Consider the following 19109-nt stretch of genomic DNA (forward strand, 5'->3'; position numbering starts at 1 on the left):
TAAAAGCGTCCTTCCTTTTTTCACGAGGAAGGCTTTTTGTTGATCCCAATCATAAGGAGCGAATTCCATGTCGAATGCACAAAAAGCATTAGTGATGGCAGCGGGTATTTTCCTCGCCATCGCTCTCATTACCCTGGCCGTGGTGCTGTTTGTTTCGGCGCAGGATTCCACCAAAGCTGCGCAAAGCAATTTCAGCAACATCCAGACCGAGCTGTCGCAAACGGCCTTTACCGTATACGACAATACAACGCTGTCAGGCAGCCAGGTCGTCAACGCGCTGCGTAAATTCCGCGATGTCGATCAATTCGGCATTCAGATTTACACTGGTAAAAACCCGGCCGGGCAATGGTACGGCAAAACGATCAATACAAGCGTGCCGCTGGACAGCGTGACCTACGGCACGGTTGTCGGAGTGGCTCCGGGCCTGATCGCGCAGACGGTGGACGAGGCGGACATCAACTACGTGAACCCGAGCGGCAAGTTCCGCGCGAATCTGGTGCTGGACAGCAGCAATGTCATTCGCGGTATTGTGTTCCGGCAGCAGTAAGACCGGAGGAAGGAACGGAAGCGTCCGGGAAACCCGGACGTTTTCCGTCTGAAGGGAGGAAAACCGGATGGATTACGCCCCGAGAACGATGATGGAGATGAGTGTCGCTTTTTTGGCATTTCTGATGGCGGCGGGAACGGGGCTGCTGCTGTTTGAAAACGGGGCTTCGCTGAACACGTTGGCCTACGTCTCCGGCCAAGCTCAGGAGCGCAGCCTGCATCAGACCGCAAGCCCTATAGTCAGCGACGGCACCATGAGCGGCGCGGAGGTGCTCCACGCGCTTGCGCGGCTGGAGGAAGGCGATGCGGACATGCTTGTGGACGGTGTTCGCTACGCAGCGCCGCTGGAACGGGAGCAGCTTCGCATGGCAGGCATTTCGTTGCAGGCGAAATATGTGCCTGAATATGAACGCGATGCGGCGGGGCATTTGCTGCGTCTGGTCTTGAGGCGGGTGCCATGAACACGCTGCTCAAGCTGTTCGCGGTGCTGATCGCGCTCCTGCTGCTCTACCTGTATCCCCTCTCCGCAGCCTTCGACCAGCAGGACGACATTTCCGAGCTGGTGGCGCTGCGGGCGACGACCTCGTTTGTGGACGCGGTGCGCGACAAGGGCGGCATTACGCCCGTGATGTACAACGATTTTATGGCCGCTCTGGCGGCAACCGGCAACAGCTTTGCCGTCGAGATGGAGCATGGCAGCAAAACCTATGTGCCGGTTTACGAGGACCCGACCCGGCCGGAAACGTTCCGTGGCACCTACGAAATTCACTACGATGCGTACTACAACGCACAGATTTTACCGGTGCTGTTCCCCGGCAATACGCTGGCCAAGGATGATCCGAGCCGCCGCTACCGGATGCGGGTGGGCGATTCCTTCTCGGTTACGGTGCGCAACACGAACCGGACGGCGGGGACGCTGATCTTTGACATGCTGAGCAACACGATCAGCCCGAATGAAAAGATTGTCATTCCTTACGGAGGGACGGTGCGCCATGCGATGGATTGAATGGGCCATTGTCGGCGCGCTGCTGTTTCTTCCGTTTGCGACGATCAACCGCATCGAGACGGATGCGCTGCGCAAGACGCTGCTGACCGAATTGCGCTATGATGCCGCGTTGGATACAGCGGTGGACGATGCGGCCAGCCAGTTGATCGGCAACGCCAGTCAGCAGCAAGAGGCGCAGTACGGCTCGGACAAACGAACGGCGCTTAATAAGGAAGATGCGGTCGCGGCGTTTTATCGGACGCTCGATGCGGGCTTCGGCATTACGGGCGATCCGGTGGCGCAGGGGACGCTGCACCGATTCGTTCCCGCTCTTGTCATCGTCGGATATGACGGCTTCTACGTTTACAGCGAACAGGAATGGACGGGTGCGGACGGCCAGACGATCATGAAGGCGGTTTGGGGAGCGAAGCAGCCGTATGCTTATGCGGATAAGGCGGGCAACACCCTGTCGTTTACGCTGGATCAGGAGGTGCTGGCCTACGACGCGGCAAGCCGAAGCTGGTACGAGGGTTTGCGGCAGGACATTCGGCAGCAAACGTCGATTCCGCTTCTGCAGGATGCCGAACGCTTTGAACAGGTCCGCCGCAGCACGATTGTCCGGGCCATTCAGGATGAGTTGGCTTATCGGATCAACCAATACAACGAGGCCGTCTCCCGATCCGGATTTTCATATGTATTCACCTTGCCGTTGATCCCGGACGAGGACTGGAGCAACAGCATCGACGATGTAGGCGTTCTCGCATTTTTGCAGGGCGTTCCGATGGGCGCGAAGCAATACAACAGTTACGCGCTGGGAGGGAGCCGGGTGCTCAAGCAGGAGACAATCATCGGCGCCCGCAAAGGCGCGATGAAGGTATATTTCCGCAGCTCCTGCGGCTATGATTACCCGCGCGAGGAGGTCTTTGCCAGCGAGCAGGCGGCGGCACGCAACGGGTATATGCCGCTGCCCTGTTCACCTTAGCTCGCACTCAAGAAAGGAGGCAATCGGATGTGTATATCCGTCTATTAATCGCGATTCTGCTGTGTCTTGCCGTCCCGATGCCCGCCGCGCAAGCAGCTGGGCCTGTATATACCCAGGCTTGCGGCGGCAGCGATTTTGCCCTGGCGCTAAAATCGGATGGAACGGTTTGGTCGTGGGGCAGCAACCAGCAGCGACAATTAGGTTATGATTCCGGCGGTTCATACGTTTCGTTTCCAACCCGCATTCAATCCTTGCATCAGATCACGGGTATTGCTTGCGGCGCGACATCGGGCTATGCGCTGCAACCCGGTGGTACCGTGTGGGTTTGGGGACGCGGCGCGGAGGGGCAGCTTGGCCTTGGCGACATGAAGCAAGGAAATGAGCCGACAATGCTTTCACTCTCCGGCGTGACGCAGGTGGACGCCGGTATCCAGTTTGCGCTGTTTGTCCGGCAGGACGGAACGTTATGGGCAACCGGAGCGAATCAGCAGGGGCAGCTTGGCGACGGGACAACGATCGGCAAAACGTCTCCGGTACAAGTATCGGGGCTGGCTGCGGTAGGGGCCGTCGCGGCAGGAGGCGCTCACAGTCTGGCCGTGACAACGAGCGGTCAGGTGTATGCCTGGGGGAGCAACAGCTATGGCGGCATTGGCAACGGCGGAGCCGGGCCTCCGGTGACGACGCCGTATGGGCAGAGCGCCTTGGTCAACATCGTCAGCGTGTCGGCAGGAAACGATTCCTCCTTTGCCCTGGATAGCAACGGTCAAATCTGGTGCTGGGGCGTGAACACATATGGGCAACTGGGCTTTGGCGATACCGACAGACGCTATGAACCGACGCTGCTTACCGCGTTGTCGGATGTCGCTTCGATTCACGCCGGTGGCGATTACACCCATGCGAGGCTGGCCAACGGCGAGCTGTGGGGCTGGGGCTCGAATTGGGGAGGCAAGCTGGGAGACGGGACGGGCACGGATCGCCACGCGCCGGTTCGCGTTCAGTTGGAGGACGTGCAATTTGTCGGCAGCACGAAGTCCGACTTTGTGCTGGCCGGGACAACAAGCGATTTGCTCTATAGCTGGGGAAATAACTCGGGCAGTGTGCTTGGATACAACGGTGGTTCCCGATCCGTCCCCGGTCTGGTGATAGGATTGCTTGCATTCTCCAAGGGCGACACTTCGTTTTTGCCGGTGGTTTTGCCGTCCTCCTTGAACAGCTCGGCCGCCTTGCCGATAGCGGTTGCGGATTTGTGCGGCTATAATTCGGGCTGGACGCTGAGCGTGTCCGCCACGCCGTTTTACAGGTCGGGACTTGATCCGACAACCGGAGACGGCATTCTGGCCGTAAGCTTTCCAGCCTCTAGCCTGACCGTAAGCGGGCAATTGCCAATTACCTTGCTGCAGGGCATGGAGATTGACGCCGTTCACGGCCCCAGGCACCTGCCGGGACAAACACTGGGGGCGACCGCAGTCCCAATCATGCAAGCAGATACCGGTTACGGCACGGGAATCTATATTACGAATTTGTCTCTGGTTCTGGCGGTGCCGGAGACCGTAGAGGTTGTGCAGGCTGCGGATTCCTCTTTTTACAAGCAGGGCGACATGATCGGCCTGCTGGCCGGAACGTATACCTGTACGCTCACCCTGACGCTGACCAGCGGACTCTAAACCGAAGGAGCGAATGACGCATGATGTGGATTCGACTGTTGCTGCTGGCAACGGTTTTTTGCGTTGCGACGGGATTTTCGGCCTCAGCGGAGGGACAGCAATTAATCGTAAGCGGCGACCCGGCGCGCATCCAACCGCAGCTCGGCGCTTATTTGGAAGAGATCGTCCCCGGAGACGAACGCGAGTATACGGTGGAGGTCACCAATCCAACAGACAAGGACATCACGGCCCTGCTCTACACGGCCGATGCCGTCCCTGCGCTGGGCGGAGGCAAGGATTTTACGCTGCCGGATGACCCGGAGCTTGGCTCGTCGGCCTGGTATACGACACCGGATCGTCCGATCACGCTGCGGGCGGGCGAGACGCAAAGCTATACCGTGAGCATGCGTATCCCGGAGCATGTCGAGCCGGGTCAATACGTTTCGGTGATCGGTGTTTACGACGATCAGGGGCAGACGCGCACACCTTCGGACAACGAACAAACGCAATTTGTGACCCGCATGGTTCGCAAGACCGGCTTGCAGGTTGTGCTGAGCTATAAGCTGGACGAGGCAAAGCCGCCGCAGGCGGTTCCGCATTCGGTCTCGTATGGGCTGGAGAATGGGCGGGCCTTTCTATCCATCCTGCTGATGAACGAGGGAGGCAGCCTGTCCAAGCCGGAAATGACGGTGCAGGTCAAACGCCCGGAGGAGGACAAGCCGGTGCTGGAGCTGGAGGCCCGCTTTGATTCCATCTATGCGGGGACGGTGGCGCAGCACAGGGCCGAGCTGAGCCGGCCGCTGGCTCCTGGCGCTTATTTGGCGGAGGTCATCACGACGGTCAACGGAAGGACGGAGCAAAAGGAACTGCCCTTCGAGGTGTCGGATGAGGCACAGCGTACCCATTGGGGCACGGCATCCTCGGGCGAGATCGTCCAAGTGGCGGAGGATGGCTCTCCGTTGCCTTCGCCGTGGCCCGGCTCGCCGCGCATCTATGTGTATGCCGGACTGCTGCTTCTGCTGGGAATCGTAACGTGGCGGCGCAGGCGGGCATACAAGCGGAACAAGGAACAACGCTAAAATTCCATGCTGCGTCCGGACGCGGTATGTTCACATACAACACTTATTTATGGGTAAAGGAGAACTGATCCATGTTCAAATTGATGCGCAAGCTGCTTCCCCTCGCCTTGGCAACGGCTCTTTTGCTTCCTGCCGCCGCCCATGCCGAAACGGTGTCCATCATCGCGGGCACGAATCAATCGTCGCAAACGACCGTTTCCTTCAGTTCGGTCACGCTGGACGTAACCGCGAATCAGATTTCGACGGCCTCCAATGCGATTACAGTCCGGGACAGCCGCGGCAGCGGCGCCGGTTGGTCGGTATCCGTTTCGTCGACCGATTTTGTGAGCGAGCCCCTGCCCGACCCGACGACTATGGGGACGTATACCGTCAAAATTCCGGCCAGCGCCGTTTCGATCATTGTCGGCACTCCGGTCGTGGCCTTGAGCGGTCAAGCCGTTGATCCGACCCACGGACCGCTGGCCGTTAACGGTACGCTGTCCTCCACGCCGCTCAAGCTGCTGCAAGCCGATCCGGGCTACGGCATGGGCGAGTATACGGCAGGCGTCTCCTATTCGCTGGCAGTGCCGAAATCCGTTACGGTCGCTTCGGTCAGCAGCGGCTCCAGCAGCTATCAGGTGAACGATACGGTCGGCACAGTAGCGACAACTTATACGGCAACACTGACCTTCACCCTCGGCTCGGGCGTATAAGGCGCACGGACGGCTCCTGTTCCTTCAATAGAATGGGAGCCGTATTCCGGTTGCAATCTGGACAAGCTACAATGTGATCCCCTATCATGTAGGGACAAGAAAGTTTTTCCAAATGGGAGATTTATATGCGAAGGAGTGAAGCGGTTGAAAAAACGAATCCTGCTTTTTCTGGTGATGGTCGTGCTGGTGAACGGTTTTGCGCTGACGGCGAGCGCGGCATCCAAGCCGCCCACGTTTGTCAGTGTAATGATGGATGGGATGAAGCTTTGGTTCCCGGATGCGCAGGCGTTTGTGGATGACAATCAGCGGACGTTGGTGCCGGTGCGCTTTGTAGCGGAGGCGCTTGGCGCAAAGGTCGGCTGGGAGGCGGTGGGCCAAGCGGTTCCGATTCAAAAGGACGATCAGCGTATCCGGCTGACCATCGGCAGCAAGGTTGCGACGGTGAATGGCGAAGAAGTGGCTTTCGATACCCAGGCGGTGATGCAGGGCGGTCGAACCTTTGTCCCGCTGCGATTTGTCAGCGAGATTCTCGGCGTGACGGTGAAATGGGACGACCAAACGAATACGGTGCTGCTTTCTACCAAGTTATTGGATGGCAAGACCGACCCGTGGAGCCGATTGATTCGCACCACCGACCTGCCGAGCAACGCAGCGGATTATCCCTACATTCTGGCGGATATTCCGAATGAGATGTATGAGCTGGCTTATCCGTATTCCGACCCGGAGGATCGAAAGGTATCCTCTACGCTCTATTCGACTATTTCAGAGTACAACAAAGAGAACGTGGACATTTGGTTGAGCAGACTGAAAACGTTTGGCGCGTTGTGGCTGAATGTGGATTACCGGACGATAGATGACGTATGGGCGAAGGAACTGTTTGCAACCAAGCTGCAAAACTCGGACGCTGAGTTGAAATATATTCGCCAGTATGTCGAGTGGGTGAAGGAAAACAAAATTCGGGTTGAGGGCTACCTTGATCCGGAGCCTTCCATGATCTATTATGATGGCTTTGGCGGCGACTACATCCGGGCCAAGTTCAGAATCAGATTTGTTTCGTTCGACAAACAGGACCGTCTGCTGTACGATGAGTGGTTCCCGAAGGATGCAAAATTTGAAAAGAATGTGTGGTATGAAGGCTACTCGGATATAAAAATGAAAGCCAGTGTTGGTGGGGACTGGGGCAACTCCTTGAAGGTTTCTTCTACCGCAAGCCTTTTCTTCAATCACACCATATCAAAGGTGGAGTAGATATAATGAAGCTTTCCAAACCGCATAAGTTTATCTTGTACATGCTGCTGGCATGTACTTTTTTTATGTCGCTGATGCCTCAGAAGTTATTTGCCGCTGCTCCTGAAATCAATATTAAGGAAGGAGCCATCCAATTTGAAATCACCAGCACGGCCGCTACGACTTCCATCCGATACAAAACGGTAGGCTGGGTCGTCACGCGAGAACAGGCATGCTCTTCGACAGTGCCCAAGCATTGCAGCGATCCGCGTGAACTGCCGCATGCGCTGTTTCTCGATCAGGAGGTCAAGCAGAAAGGACAGTATCCCGATCCCCCTATCCCAGGGCAGCCCTTGACCTCATTCTACGAAGTGCCCGAAGATATCGTCACTCAGCAATTGTGGGCGGCAGGCATGGACGGTATTCAGGACAATGACGATTTGTATTTCTATGCGGTCATGGTCTCCATCAATGGCGACGGCTCGGTCCGCAAAGGTCCCTTCTATACGTTGTCGGGCATCAAGCAAGCCGAGGGCTGGCTGCATCCTGACGATCTCGATGATTATTTCGGTCTCCATATTCCATACCGCAGTGCTGAATTTCCGGTGGATGTCGTGGCCCAAACCGTCGATGGCCGGGTCATTCAAAATCCGGACGTCACATTCCTGAAAGGCAAATACAAAATTGGCGAGGGAATTAACCATGAGTTTCCCGCAGTCATTGAGGATGGCGGGAAAACGTATCGGATTGTTCGCTCCTACATGACTCCGAAGCAGGATGCAACGCAGAAAAAGTGGGTGCAGGAAAACCCCGAGACCAACGATAAGGTTCGGATTCGCAGCTTCACTGTGGCGCTTGGCGGTTCGGACGTCATTGCCGAATATGAAGAAGCCGCCAGTCCGGTAAAGGCCATCTACCAAAAGGAAGAGGGCACGGTGTTGCAGGAAGTGGATAAGGGCGAATTTGCGGCCGGAGCGGAAGCCAATCACACCTTTGAGGCAACGATCACCAAGGGCGGGCAAACCTATGAAATCATCCGCTCCTATATTACCAGCAACAGCAATCCGTCGGAGAAGCTGTTCATTCAGGAGAAAAGCGATAGCAAGCTGCGGGAGCGCTCCATTCTCGTTGATCCGAGCGGCTCCAACTTTGTCGGCATCTACAAGGTGCCTTCGCCTGTGACGGTGACCTCCCGTATCGAAGCGCCGACCGAGGCATCGTCCTCGGAAACCGCAGTCACCGGCGAATTTGTGTTCGAAGCTAAATCGCCGAACCCGCTCAAGTCGTACCAAATCACGCGCATCGAAAATGCGCAACTGGTTAACGCAAGTCAACAAACCGGCACGTTGAACGGCAAGTCGGCCAGCCAATCGCTGCCGATCCGTATCCCGCTCGGCAGCGGCGATAGCGTCACGGTGAAGATTACGGTCGTCGTGACGGATACGGCGGGCCAAACGGGCGACTCCACCTCCGATCACACGGTGACCATCCATGGCGGCGAGGATACCTCGCAGACCGGCTCCGAACAGCAAGGCGAAGCCATGGATGCCTCCGCATCGGCAGTCATCAAGGCGGATGCGCGCGGGACGGAGCGCTTCGATGTGACCAAGGGCATCCCGACATCCGAAAGTCTGTACGTGAACGCGAGCGCCAGATCTTACCTGTATCGCAACCAGTTCACGGAGATGAAGGGAACGAAGCAGTATCCGATCACCGTCAGCCGCACGTATTCGTTGTCTTGGACCGAGCGTGTCCCCGGCCCGCCGGACAGCGAGGGCCATTCGACAACCGTTTCGGTGCCGCGTTCGGCTACGCAAACGGTCACGCAAAGCTATACGGTAGAACGCAAGTTCAGCTATTGGCTGATCGACCGGCTGGAGGTTTACGGCCTGCAGCAAGCGGAGGTTTCCAATTATGCCCTGCCGGGCGGCAAGGTGACGCTGCAACCGAGCGGTTACACGCCGCCAACCGTTTCGGCCAGCCATGAGGCTTCTCCGTCCGCACATGTAACCGATCCGGTTTATCGCAATGTCATTTTGCCAGGAAAGTCGCTGAACGGCGGCTCCAGCCGTCCCTCCGTGCCCTCCGAGAATTGGAAGGCGGAAGCGGAGCAGGCAATCGGGAAAATTAAGGTGCGCAGCGACTCGCTTGTCTTTAACGGGCAAACCATTATGGACAATCGCGCGGTAGAAGAAACCGCTCCAACTCCGGGGACGATTCCGGCTGCGCCAATGATCGGGCAAAACGTGCTGTATGGCAGCGGCTTTATTATTGATTCGAACAAGAGCAACAAATCGTCTCAGCCGAGCAGCGGAACGCTCGCTTACTCCCTGATTAAAGGCATTGGCGGCGGAAGCAAGCAAACTTTTCCGATTTCCGGCATCAACACGGTGACGGTGCATACGCCGGTCGTCAATTTCGCCTCGGTGTCCGACGATCAGGCCCATAACCAGAAAACGGTGCCGACTGCCGGACGCTCGGCGCTCATTCTGAACCGGCCATTTACCGTCACGATTCCGACCAGCGGACAGCATCGCGACATTACGGGCTATGGCAACCGGGATTACGCCAAATATATCCGGGACAAGCAGGTGCGCTTCCCCTTCGATGTGTACAAAGCCGACGGCACCACGATGGTCCCGAAGGAAACCTGGACCTCGATTCCGGTCGGTCAGTTACAGACGACGTTTTTTCTGCCCGTATGGGTAGACGAAGGCAATTATGAGGTGTTGTTCCGTTCCTTTGCCGAAAACAGCCCGTCCTCGTATACGTCGCAGTCGAATGCCAATCTGGATGTGAGCCATCATGTGGCGACGCAGGTCGTGCCGGTCGAGGTGATTGGACGGTTGTTCGATTTCCGCATCACGGACATTGCAGACTACCAGTGGGAGACGGTATTCCGCGCGGCCAAGGGCAGCGCCACGCCAACCGGCAACAGCTATTGGGTCGGGCCGAACGGCATTGACGGCGCGGCGCGGGGCAATGCCGCCCCCTTTGTATTGCCGATCCGGCCGGGCAGCCACCCGGAGAGCGGCAAGAAAAACGTGGCAATCAAGACGGGCTATCATTTCAAGTTCGAGGTGAAGACACTCGGCAACATGTTCGGCTCGGGCGACAGTATCCTGATCACGCCGACCTTCTATTTCGTGGACAAGCAGAGCCAGAATCGACAACCGATAGACCTATATTATCATTCGGGCAATCAACGCTTTATTCGCATTGGTTCTGCCGAGGACACGGAGCAGCGGCTGGTGACGCTGGATACCCGGCTGCGCAACGTGCCAAAGCAAGAGCTGACGAATACCGCAAGCTCACTTTGGATGCTGAATGGCGCGACGGGCAATCAGGCTGCGTATGTGCAGCAATTCTTGAAGGATGCGGGGCAAAAGAAGATTGTTGTGGGCGGCTATGACGGCATGCTGCTGCCGCCGCAGCTTCGGACCTTCATCGGCAGCCTGCAGGTGCCAAGCGGCGTCGATGCAGCACGGGCCAATGCGGCCGCTCAGCTATGGCGCGGAGAATACAGCCTGCCCGCTGCGCCGTATGCGGTGCCTGCGGGCTTCAATGTGGCCGAGTATGGACGCACGCACAAGCTGGATGACGAGTCCCCGATCTTCCTGCGCGACGGCTACCTGATCGTCAATTTCAATATCGAAACGATCCGCAACCGGAATACCAGTCAACCTCATTTGCAGTATAAGGATGCGCCGCTGAACAACCAATGGCAGTTGGAGGGCTTTAGCCGCAGCTTTGTCGATCCATATGGAGCCAGGTTCTCCTTGCTGGACGGCGATGTGGCGTTCTATCATGCGGACTTGTCCAGCTACGACGATTTTGGAACAGGCGGCACCCATTAACGTGCATCAGCCGGGAGGAATGAATATGTTTGAGAAGCTGCAAAGCGCCGCTCCCGAGGAAGCGGCTTATTTTTATTCCGGTTCGGCGGAGCAAGAAATCGGACGCGGCTGTATCGGCCATCTGCGTGGGGATTTCGGGCGCTCGGGCGAGGAATTTTGGGTGACCTGGTTTCCCCGGCGATCTCCCTTTGAAACGACGGCGTTCAAGGAAGAATTGGGCAAGGTGTTTCAAGCCATCGGCGACCAGGACGTGCTGAAAAGCCGTCAGCAAATGCTTCGCTTCTGCAGCAAGCATCCGGAAGCGCGCATCAAGGGTGCATGGAGCACGGACGTATACGGCTTCCGCATGGAGACGCCTGAGCACCGTTACTACCTGCGCTGCTTTCCCTTTGCCGGGGACTACAACTTCTACTTGTATTGCTACGCGCGCCCGGAGCGGGTGGCCGAGCAGCAGCGGCAAGCCCCTTCCGCGCCCGCCGCGCAGAAGAACAAGACGGAGACACAGCGATAGGAGGACGCCATGAACGATCTGACGCGTTACCGACTGCTGGCAGAAGCCGCGCTTCCTCCGGCGGCCAAGCTGTTATACAGTTATTTGCTCGATTTGGCGGGCGGTCGAAACGGCACGGTGTGGCTGTCCTCCCGCCGTCTGGCATCCGAAGTCGGCCTCTCCACCTCTGCCATTCGCCGCAATCTGTATCGTCTGGAGCAGAGCGGACTGATTCATCGCACCTCCCGGTATTCCGAGGAGGGCATTCGGCTGACCAACAAAATTACGCTTCTGTGAAGGAGGTGCCCATGTGACAGCCAAGCTGCAGCGCATGGTCGAGCTGTCGGCCCGCACGGCGCATGCGGTGGTGAGCGATACCGAACGATGGGCCGATTTCCTGCGGACCGCCGCATGGAACTACAAGTATCCGTTTCAGGATCAATTGCTGATCTACGCGCAGCGCCCCGACGCCACCGCCTGCGCCCCGATTGAGGTTTGGAATCACAAGCTGAACCGATGGGTCAAGCGAGGCGCGAAGGGTATCGCGCTAATTGAGGATCGGGGCAGCAGCCTGGGATTGCGCCATGTGTTTGACGTATCGGATACGCAAAGCCGCCAGTCGCTCGCCGTGCCGCTCTGGCGCATGGACGAAACGGATACGGAGGCTGTTCTGGAAACGCTGGAGAACGCCTTCGGTTACGAACGGGAGACGGGTATGGAACTGCCCGCCTCCCTGCTGGCTGCGGCTCGTAACGCGGTGGAGGATCACAGCGCCGATTATGTGCGGCTGCTGCTCGCCGAGCGCGACAACAGCCTGCTCGAAGAACTGGATGCCTCGCATGTGGAGCTGCTGTTTCGGGAAGCCGCGCAGCATGCCGTCGCCTATATGGCGATAGCCCGTTGCGGGCAAGAGCCGTCACCCTATATCAGTACCGACGACTTGTCCGGAATCGGGTATTTCAATACCTTGCCCGCCCTTTCGCATTTAGGTGCTGCGATCAGCGATGTGGCGGAAACGATGCTGCGGGAAATCGAAACCACGGTGCGGGCCTTGCACCGAGACAGAGAACGTCTGCTTCCCCGCACCGTTGCAACGCCGGAACCGATCCCGCAAAATGAGGATAAACCAAGCGAGGGGATGATCGAACATGGAACTGACTTACACGCAGAACGGGGATTACCTGCTGCCGGATCTGGCGCAGCCCGAGCCGATGAGCATCGGGAAATACGGCCTGCTGCGCAAGACGTTTCTGAAAACCGAGCGCAAGGGCACCTACGCTCACCTTATGCTCTCGGAGCAGTTGAACCCGCATCTGGCGGAGATCGACCGGACGGCGAGGGAGCAGATCGAGCGGACGCTGACAAGGCTGCTGGAGCAGCACCCGGCCCCGGACAAAGCGAACGACTCGATGGGCTGGACGGGCCACATGAACAATCTGAAGCAACAGGCGGAGGAACTGATTCTGACCGAGCTGGTGTATCGTTAAGCTGGCACGACCGGGGAACGGAGGACCACCGTCTTCCGTTCTTTCATGACACAGACAAGATCAACGACATGCTGCGAACTGCGCCGCTCTTACAGAGCAAGGCGGAGATCGCAGCTTTTTTTGATGGCAGCGACGATCCGCGCGAACGCGCGTTGTATGTCAGGAGCCTGTTCCCGCCGGGACGAACAGAGCTGGAGCTGGAGCCGGACAACTGGCTCGGGGTGGAGCCTTACCAGAATGTGCTGCATATGTGGACGGGCCGAGCGGACGACCAGACGGCGCAAGGCTTCTACGATTGGGGCGTGATCGTAGGTCATATCCGCAGCATGCTGTTGCTGAATGAATGGGACCGAACTCAGCAACCGGAGCCGTCCGTTCAACAGCAAACGATGTGGCTGGAGGAAGCCGCGGAGGAACGAGCCGCTTCCTTTGTCTGGCCGCAGGCGGTGATTGATGCCGTCCTGCAAAACGGCAGCGGCGTTGAGAACGGCAAGCTGCGGATTGCCCTTCATTTTCAGCAATCGCTGTCGGCGCAGGACAATATCGAGTTTTTAAAACGGGAATACGGGACAGGAGGTCGCACTCCCGCGTTGACGGGTACACATATCCACGAGCATCACGACAGCAAGGGCATTGCCTTGGAACGCGGGTTTCGAGCGGCCCAGGAAGACAAACTGGTGCTGCCCTGGACGAAGGTGCAGAAGCGGATCGGCGAGTTGCTGGCCGCGGGGCGTTATCTGAATCGCCTGGAAGCGGAGCAGTTGCCCGCCTATGCCGAGCGGCTGGGGGAGCAACGCAGGCAGCGCGAAGGCGAAATGAGCGACCGGCGGCTTCCGTCGCCGGAATCGCCGCTCGCGCCGCCGCCCGATGCCCCGCCGCGCGACCGGAAAAGCCTGCATCATGCGTATACCGAAGGCAGTTCGGTTTTCATCGGCGCGGATGAATATGAGATCGTGCAACTGGAGGCGCGCAAGGTATGGTTGCAGGATAAGCAGTTCCCGCTGTTCTCCAAGGAATTGAGCCGAAGGGAACTGGAACGCCTGCTGCGCGATAATCCGCTCAACGATCATTTGCTGACGGATGAATCACTGTCCGAAGCGGAAGCGTTTTGGGAAACCGATGAAAAAGATGCACGAACGGATGAATCGGAAGAGCCGAGAGAACCAGCAGAATCAGCAAAACCGGAGCAAACAACGTCGGCGCAAACGGTACATGACGAAGCCCCTGCTTCCGAGAATGCTGCCCGCCTTCACGAACCGGCGAACAATTACCGTATTACGGATTATGCCTTGGGCCACGGGGGCGCTAAAACAAAGTTCCGCCGCAACGTGGAAGCGATTCGTTTGCTCCAACAGTTGGAGCAGGACAACCGCCAAGCGAATGCGGAGGAGCAAGCGGTACTAGCGCATTATGTGGGCTGGGGCGGTATCCCGCAGGCGTTTGATGACGCAAACGCCCAATGGACGAGCGAATATGCCGAGCTGCAAGCGCTGCTGGACCCGGAGGAATATGCGTCTGCCCGTGCTTCTACGCTGAACGCCCACTATACGTCTCCTACCGTTATTCAGGCGATGTATGAATGCCTGGAGCAGATGGGCTTTCGCAACGGCAACATTTTGGAGCCTTCCTGCGGGATTGGTAACTTCTTTGGATTGGTGCCGGAATCGTTTCAGGATTCGCGGCTGTTTGGCGTGGAGCTGGACGGCTTAACCGGGCGCATCGCTAAGCAGCTTTACCCGCAGGCGTCCATTGCGATCAGCGGATACGAGCGGACGAGTCTGCCGGACAGCTTCTTTGACCTTGCCATCGGCAATGTGCCGTTCGGCGGCTATGGCGTCGCGGACAAAAAACATGATAAACACAAGTTTTTGATTCACGATTACTTTTTTGCCAAAACGCTCGACAAGGTGCGGCCCGGCGGCATTATCGCCTTCATTACCTCTAAGGGCACAATGGACAAGCAAAATCCGGCCGTGCGCCGGTACATCGCGGAACGGGCGGCACTTCTTGGCGCGGTTCGTCTGCCAAGCAATGCGTTTCTAGCCAATGCCGGAACGGAAGTGACCGCTGATCTTCTATTTTTGCAAAAGCGGGACCGCATGGTGACCGTCAGCGAGCAAAGCGAGCCGTGGCTGGCGCTGGCCGAGACGGCTGACGGCGTACCGATCAACGCCTACTTTGCCGCCCAACCGGATATGGTGTTGGGTACAATGGCATTCGATGATCGGATGTATGGCAATCGCGAGGAAACCACCTGCCGCCCGTTCCCGGATGCTTCGCTCGACGAACTGCTGCGCGAAGCGCTATCCAACATCCACGCCGAATGGGTGGAAACGGAACGCGAGGAACAGCCGGAGGAAGAAGTCGTCTCGCTGCCGGCCGATCCGAACGTGCGCAATTTCAGCTTTGCGTTGGTGGAGGGGCGTATCTATTTTCGCGAGAACAGCCGCATGCACCCGGTGGAAACCTCCGCGACGGCGGCGGGTCGCATCAAGGGCATGATTCAGCTTCGGGACACTGTGCGCGAGTTGATCGAATACCAGACCGAGGATGGCAGCGAGGAAGCGATCCGCGAGCAGCAGCGCAAATTGAACGTGCAATATGATCGCTTCGCGGCGCAGTACGGGCTGATAAACAGCCGCGCCAACAGTCTCGCCTTTTCGGACGACAGCTCTTATTTTCTGCTCTGTTCGCTGGAAATTCTCGACGATGAAGGTCGTATGCTGCGCAAGGCGGACATGTTCACGAAACGCACCATTCGGCAACGGACGCAGGTCGAGCGAGTGGATACCGCCTCCGAGGCGCTGGCGGTGTCCATTGGCGTCAAGGCCAGGGTCGATTTGCCCTATATGAGCGAGTTGACCGGCATTCCCGAGGATAAGCTGGTACAGGACTTGCGCGGTGTCATCTTCCCCAATCCCGAGCAAATGGACGAGAACGGAGAGCCACTCTACGAAACGGCTGACGCGTATTTGTCCGGTCCTGTACGCGACAAGCTGCTTATCGCCAAGCAGCTCGCAAGCTATGATGCAGAGCGGTACGCCGAAAACGTCAAGGCGCTGGAGGCGGTGCAGCCCCCGGATTTGACGGCCTCCGAGATCGATGTCCGGTTGGGAGCGACCTGGCTACCTCCCGACGTGATTCGCGATTTTATGTTCGAGCTGCTGGATACGCCGCCGATGTTCCGCCCCTCCATTCAAGTGTTATATTCCGACTATACGGCGGCGTGGAACGTGCGAGGCAAGAGCGACGACCGAAGCAACAACATCAAGGCCAACGTCACCTACGGCACCGACCGGATCAACGGCTACAAAATTCTGGAGGATACGCTCAATCTACGGGATGTGCGCATTTTCGATACCGTGACCGAAAACGGCGTCGAAAAGCGGGTGCTGAACCGGAAGGACACGGCCATCGCCCAGCAAAAGCAGGAGCTGATGAAGGAGGCGTTCGGCGAATGGATTTGGCGAGATCCGCAGCGTCGCGAACGGTTGACGCGCCTGTACAATGACAGGTTCAATGCCATTCGGCCGCGCGAGTACGACGGAAGTCACATCCGCTTTACCGGAATGAACCCGGAAATCCGGCTCCGACAGCATCAGGTGAATGCGGTCGCCCGCACGCTCTATGGCGGCAATGCGCTCTTTGCCCATTGCGTCGGTGCGGGCAAAACGTTCGCGATGACCGCCGCGGCGATGGAGAGCAAGCATTTGGGCCTGTGCAACAAAAGTATGTTCGTTGTCCCGAATCACTTGATTGAGCAGTGGGCCGCCGAGTTTTTGCAGCTTTATCCGTCGGCCAATGTGCTCGTGACGACGAAAAAGGACTTTGAGACGAAAAACCGTAAAATGTTTTGCGCCCGCATCGCCACCGGGGATTATGACGCGATTATTATCGGGCATTCGCAATTCGAGAAGATTCCGATTTCGATGGAGCGCCAACGACAGCAGCTTGAAGAACAGATTTACGAGATTACCAGCGGTATTCGGGAATTGAAGGAAGCCAAGGGCGAGCGCTACGCAATCAAGCAACTGGAGAAGACGAGGAAGACGCTGCAGATCAAGCTGGAAAAGCTGACTGATACGAGCCGCAAGGATGACGTGGTGACGTTCGAGGAACTGGGTGTAGATCGGCTGTTTGTGGACGAAGCCGACTCGTATAAGAATTTGTTTCTTTATACCAAAATGCGCAACGTGGCCGGACTGTCGCAAACCGAAGCTCAGAAGTCGTCGGACATGTTCATGAAGTGTCGGTATTTGGACGAACTAACCGATGGCCGGGGCATCATCTTTGCCACCGGGACGCCGATCTCGAACTCGATCACGGAAATGTATACGATGCAGCGCTATTTGCAGTATGCGAGCTTGCAGAAGCAAGGCTTGCAGCATTTCGACTCCTGGGCTTCGACCTTCGGCGAAACCGTTACGGCCATTGAGCTGGCTCCGGCAGGGACGGGGTATCAGGCGAAAACGCGTTTCGCCCGGTTCTACAATTTGCCGGAACTGATGAATATGTTCAAGGAAGCGGCCGACATCCAAACGGCGGATATGCTCCAGCTTCCGGTGCCGCAGGCACATTTTCATAATGTCGCGGTACCGCCAAGCGAGTTTCAACGGGAGATGGTCGCCGATCTTGCCCGCCGCGCGGAGCAGGTTCGAGCTAAGGCTGTCGAGCCGCATGAGGACAATATGCTGCTCATTACCAACGACGGGCGCAAGCTGGCGCTTGATCAACGGCTGACCAATCCGCTGCTGCCAGATGACGAGGGCAGCAAGATCAGCGCCTGCGCGGATAACATTTATCGGCATTGGCAGGAAGGTAAGGAGCAGCGGCTCACGCAACTGGTTTTCTGCGATTTGTCTACGCCCAAGGCGGACGGCACCTTCAACGTCTATGATGAGATCAAACGCAAATTGATGGAGAAAGGCGTTCCGGAGGCGGAGATCGTCTACATTCACGACGCCAATACGGACGCGCAGAAAAAAGAGCTGTTTGGCAAGGTGCGAGCCGGACAGGTTCGCATCTTGTTGGGATCGACGTTCAAAATGGGCGCCGGTACGAATGTGCAAACGAAGCTGGTTGCCATTCATGACCTTGACTGTCCCTGGCGACCGCGCGATTTGGAGCAACGGTTAGGCCGCGTGATTCGTCAGGGCAATCAGAACAGCGAAGCCCATATATATCGCTACGTCACAGAGAATACGTTCGATGCCTATCTCTACCAGACGCTTGAAAACAAGCAGCGCTTTATCTCACAAATCATGACGAGCAAGTCGCCGGTTCGCTCCGCCGAAGACATCGACGAGGCGGCTCTTTCCTATGCTGAGGTGAAGGCGCTGGCGACCGGTAACCCGTATATCAAAGAAAAGATGGATTTGGACATTCAGGTTTCCAAGCTCAAGCTGCTCAAAGCCAACCATCTGAGCCAGCGGTATGCGTTGGAGGACCGGCTGCTCAAGCTGTTGCCGCAGCAGATTAAATCGACGGAGGAACGGATTGCCGGGTACGAGCAGGATGCGGCCTTGTATGGCCGTCAGGACGACTCAAAAGATAGCGGCGAGGAAGCCGCTTTTGCCGGGATGACGATCAAGGAGTTTACGTATAAGGAACGGGCATCGGCGGGCGCAGCGCTGCTCGAAGCCTGCAAGGGGATGACCTCTCCCGATCCGCAGGAGGTTGGCCATTATCAGGGCTTTTCGCTGTGGCTATCGTTTGACAGCTTCAACAAGGAATACAAGGCGACGCTGCGCGGCGCGCTGGGTCATGCTGTATCCTTGGGGATGGATGCAGGAGGCAACCTTACGAGACTGAACAATGCGCTTGTTGCTCTGCCGGAGAAGCTGGCTTACAGCCAAGATCAGCTTGTCACGCTTCGGAAGCAGGTGGAAACGGCGAAGGCGGAGATTGCAACGCCCTTCAAGCAGGAGGAGGAGCTGCAAGCCAAGTCGGCGCGGCTTGCCGAGCTGAATGCGCTGCTGAATATGGATAAGCGGGAGAACGAGACGATAGATTCCGGCATGGCGGAGGACGAGCAGGAGCAGCCGGAGCGTAGAAGAACGAATGAACCTGAACGCTAAGGTTTCTTGACGAACGATCCCCTGATTGCAGGTTCGCTCGCTCC

General features: G+C 57.5%; 12 protein-coding genes. All 12 read left to right on the plus strand.

What is annotated here, in order from left to right:
• Positions 1-67: 67 nt before the first annotated feature.
• Complete coding sequence (locus P0X86_RS04850; protein WP_277747915.1) at positions 68-547, plus strand: ABC transporter permease; 480 nt, start codon at positions 68-70, stop codon at positions 545-547.
• A gap of 67 nt (positions 548-614) precedes the next feature.
• Positions 615-1007, plus strand: coding sequence for a hypothetical protein (locus P0X86_RS04855; protein ID WP_277747916.1), 393 nt, complete (start codon positions 615-617; stop codon positions 1005-1007).
• Positions 1004-1552, plus strand: coding sequence for a hypothetical protein (locus P0X86_RS04860; protein WP_277747917.1), 549 nt, complete (start codon positions 1004-1006; stop codon positions 1550-1552). The genes P0X86_RS04855 and P0X86_RS04860 overlap by 4 nt, the downstream gene beginning before the upstream one ends.
• Entirely contained in the window at positions 1539-2513 is a 975-nt protein-coding gene (locus P0X86_RS04865; RefSeq protein ID WP_277747918.1) for a hypothetical protein, read from the plus strand. Before P0X86_RS04860 ends, P0X86_RS04865 begins: the two co-directional genes overlap by 14 nt.
• Positions 2514-2542: 29 nt before the next feature.
• The gene (locus P0X86_RS04870) at positions 2543-4177 is read left to right on the plus strand and encodes an RCC1 domain-containing protein (RefSeq protein ID WP_277747919.1); all 1635 of its coding nucleotides are present in this window, start codon (positions 2543-2545) and stop codon (positions 4175-4177) included.
• 20 nt (positions 4178-4197) lie between these two features.
• Positions 4198-5235, plus strand: coding sequence for a hypothetical protein (locus tag P0X86_RS04875; protein ID WP_277747920.1), 1038 nt, complete (start codon positions 4198-4200; stop codon positions 5233-5235).
• Between the two features lie 71 nt (positions 5236-5306).
• Entirely contained in the window at positions 5307-5927 is a 621-nt protein-coding gene (locus P0X86_RS04880; RefSeq protein ID WP_277747921.1) for a WxL domain-containing protein, read from the plus strand.
• 135 nt (positions 5928-6062) lie between these two features.
• Positions 6063-7175 carry a copper amine oxidase N-terminal domain-containing protein gene (locus P0X86_RS04885; RefSeq protein ID WP_481858273.1) on the plus strand — a complete coding sequence of 371 codons (1113 nt, stop codon included), beginning with the start codon at positions 6063-6065 and terminating at the stop codon, positions 7173-7175.
• Between the two features lie 5 nt (positions 7176-7180).
• Positions 7181-11011, plus strand: coding sequence for a DUF5704 domain-containing protein (locus P0X86_RS04890; RefSeq protein WP_277747923.1), 3831 nt, complete (start codon positions 7181-7183; stop codon positions 11009-11011).
• Between the two features lie 25 nt (positions 11012-11036).
• Positions 11037-11522 (plus strand): hypothetical protein, encoded by a 486-nt coding sequence (locus P0X86_RS04895; protein ID WP_277747924.1) that lies wholly within the window; start codon positions 11037-11039, stop codon positions 11520-11522.
• Positions 11523-11531: 9 nt separating this feature from the next.
• Entirely contained in the window at positions 11532-11798 is a 267-nt protein-coding gene (locus tag P0X86_RS04900) for a helix-turn-helix domain-containing protein (RefSeq protein ID WP_277747925.1), read from the plus strand.
• Positions 11799-11811: 13 nt separating this feature from the next.
• Complete coding sequence (locus P0X86_RS33260; RefSeq protein WP_481858274.1) at positions 11812-19065, plus strand: helicase-related protein; 7254 nt, start codon at positions 11812-11814, stop codon at positions 19063-19065.
• Positions 19066-19109: the final 44 nt, after the last annotated feature.

The organism is Paenibacillus sp. BR1-192, assembly GCF_029542445.1.
Lineage (GTDB): Bacteria > Bacillota > Bacilli > Paenibacillales > Paenibacillaceae > Paenibacillus_AQ > Paenibacillus_AQ lautus_A.

Coding starts and splice junctions, on each gene's coding strand:
- P0X86_RS04900 (WP_277747925.1), top strand. CDS start 11,532: ATGAACGATCTGACGCGTTACCGACTGCTGGCAGAAGCCGCGCTTCCT.
- P0X86_RS04895 (WP_277747924.1), top strand. CDS start 11,037: ATGTTTGAGAAGCTGCAAAGCGCCGCTCCCGAGGAAGCGGCTTATTTT.
- P0X86_RS04880 (WP_277747921.1), top strand. CDS start 5,307: ATGTTCAAATTGATGCGCAAGCTGCTTCCCCTCGCCTTGGCAACGGCT.
- P0X86_RS04890 (WP_277747923.1), top strand. CDS start 7,181: ATGAAGCTTTCCAAACCGCATAAGTTTATCTTGTACATGCTGCTGGCA.
- P0X86_RS04875 (WP_277747920.1), top strand. CDS start 4,198: ATGATGTGGATTCGACTGTTGCTGCTGGCAACGGTTTTTTGCGTTGCG.
- P0X86_RS04850 (WP_277747915.1), top strand. CDS start 68: ATGTCGAATGCACAAAAAGCATTAGTGATGGCAGCGGGTATTTTCCTC.
- P0X86_RS04860 (WP_277747917.1), top strand. CDS start 1,004: ATGAACACGCTGCTCAAGCTGTTCGCGGTGCTGATCGCGCTCCTGCTG.
- P0X86_RS04865 (WP_277747918.1), top strand. CDS start 1,539: ATGCGATGGATTGAATGGGCCATTGTCGGCGCGCTGCTGTTTCTTCCG.
- P0X86_RS04855 (WP_277747916.1), top strand. CDS start 615: ATGGATTACGCCCCGAGAACGATGATGGAGATGAGTGTCGCTTTTTTG.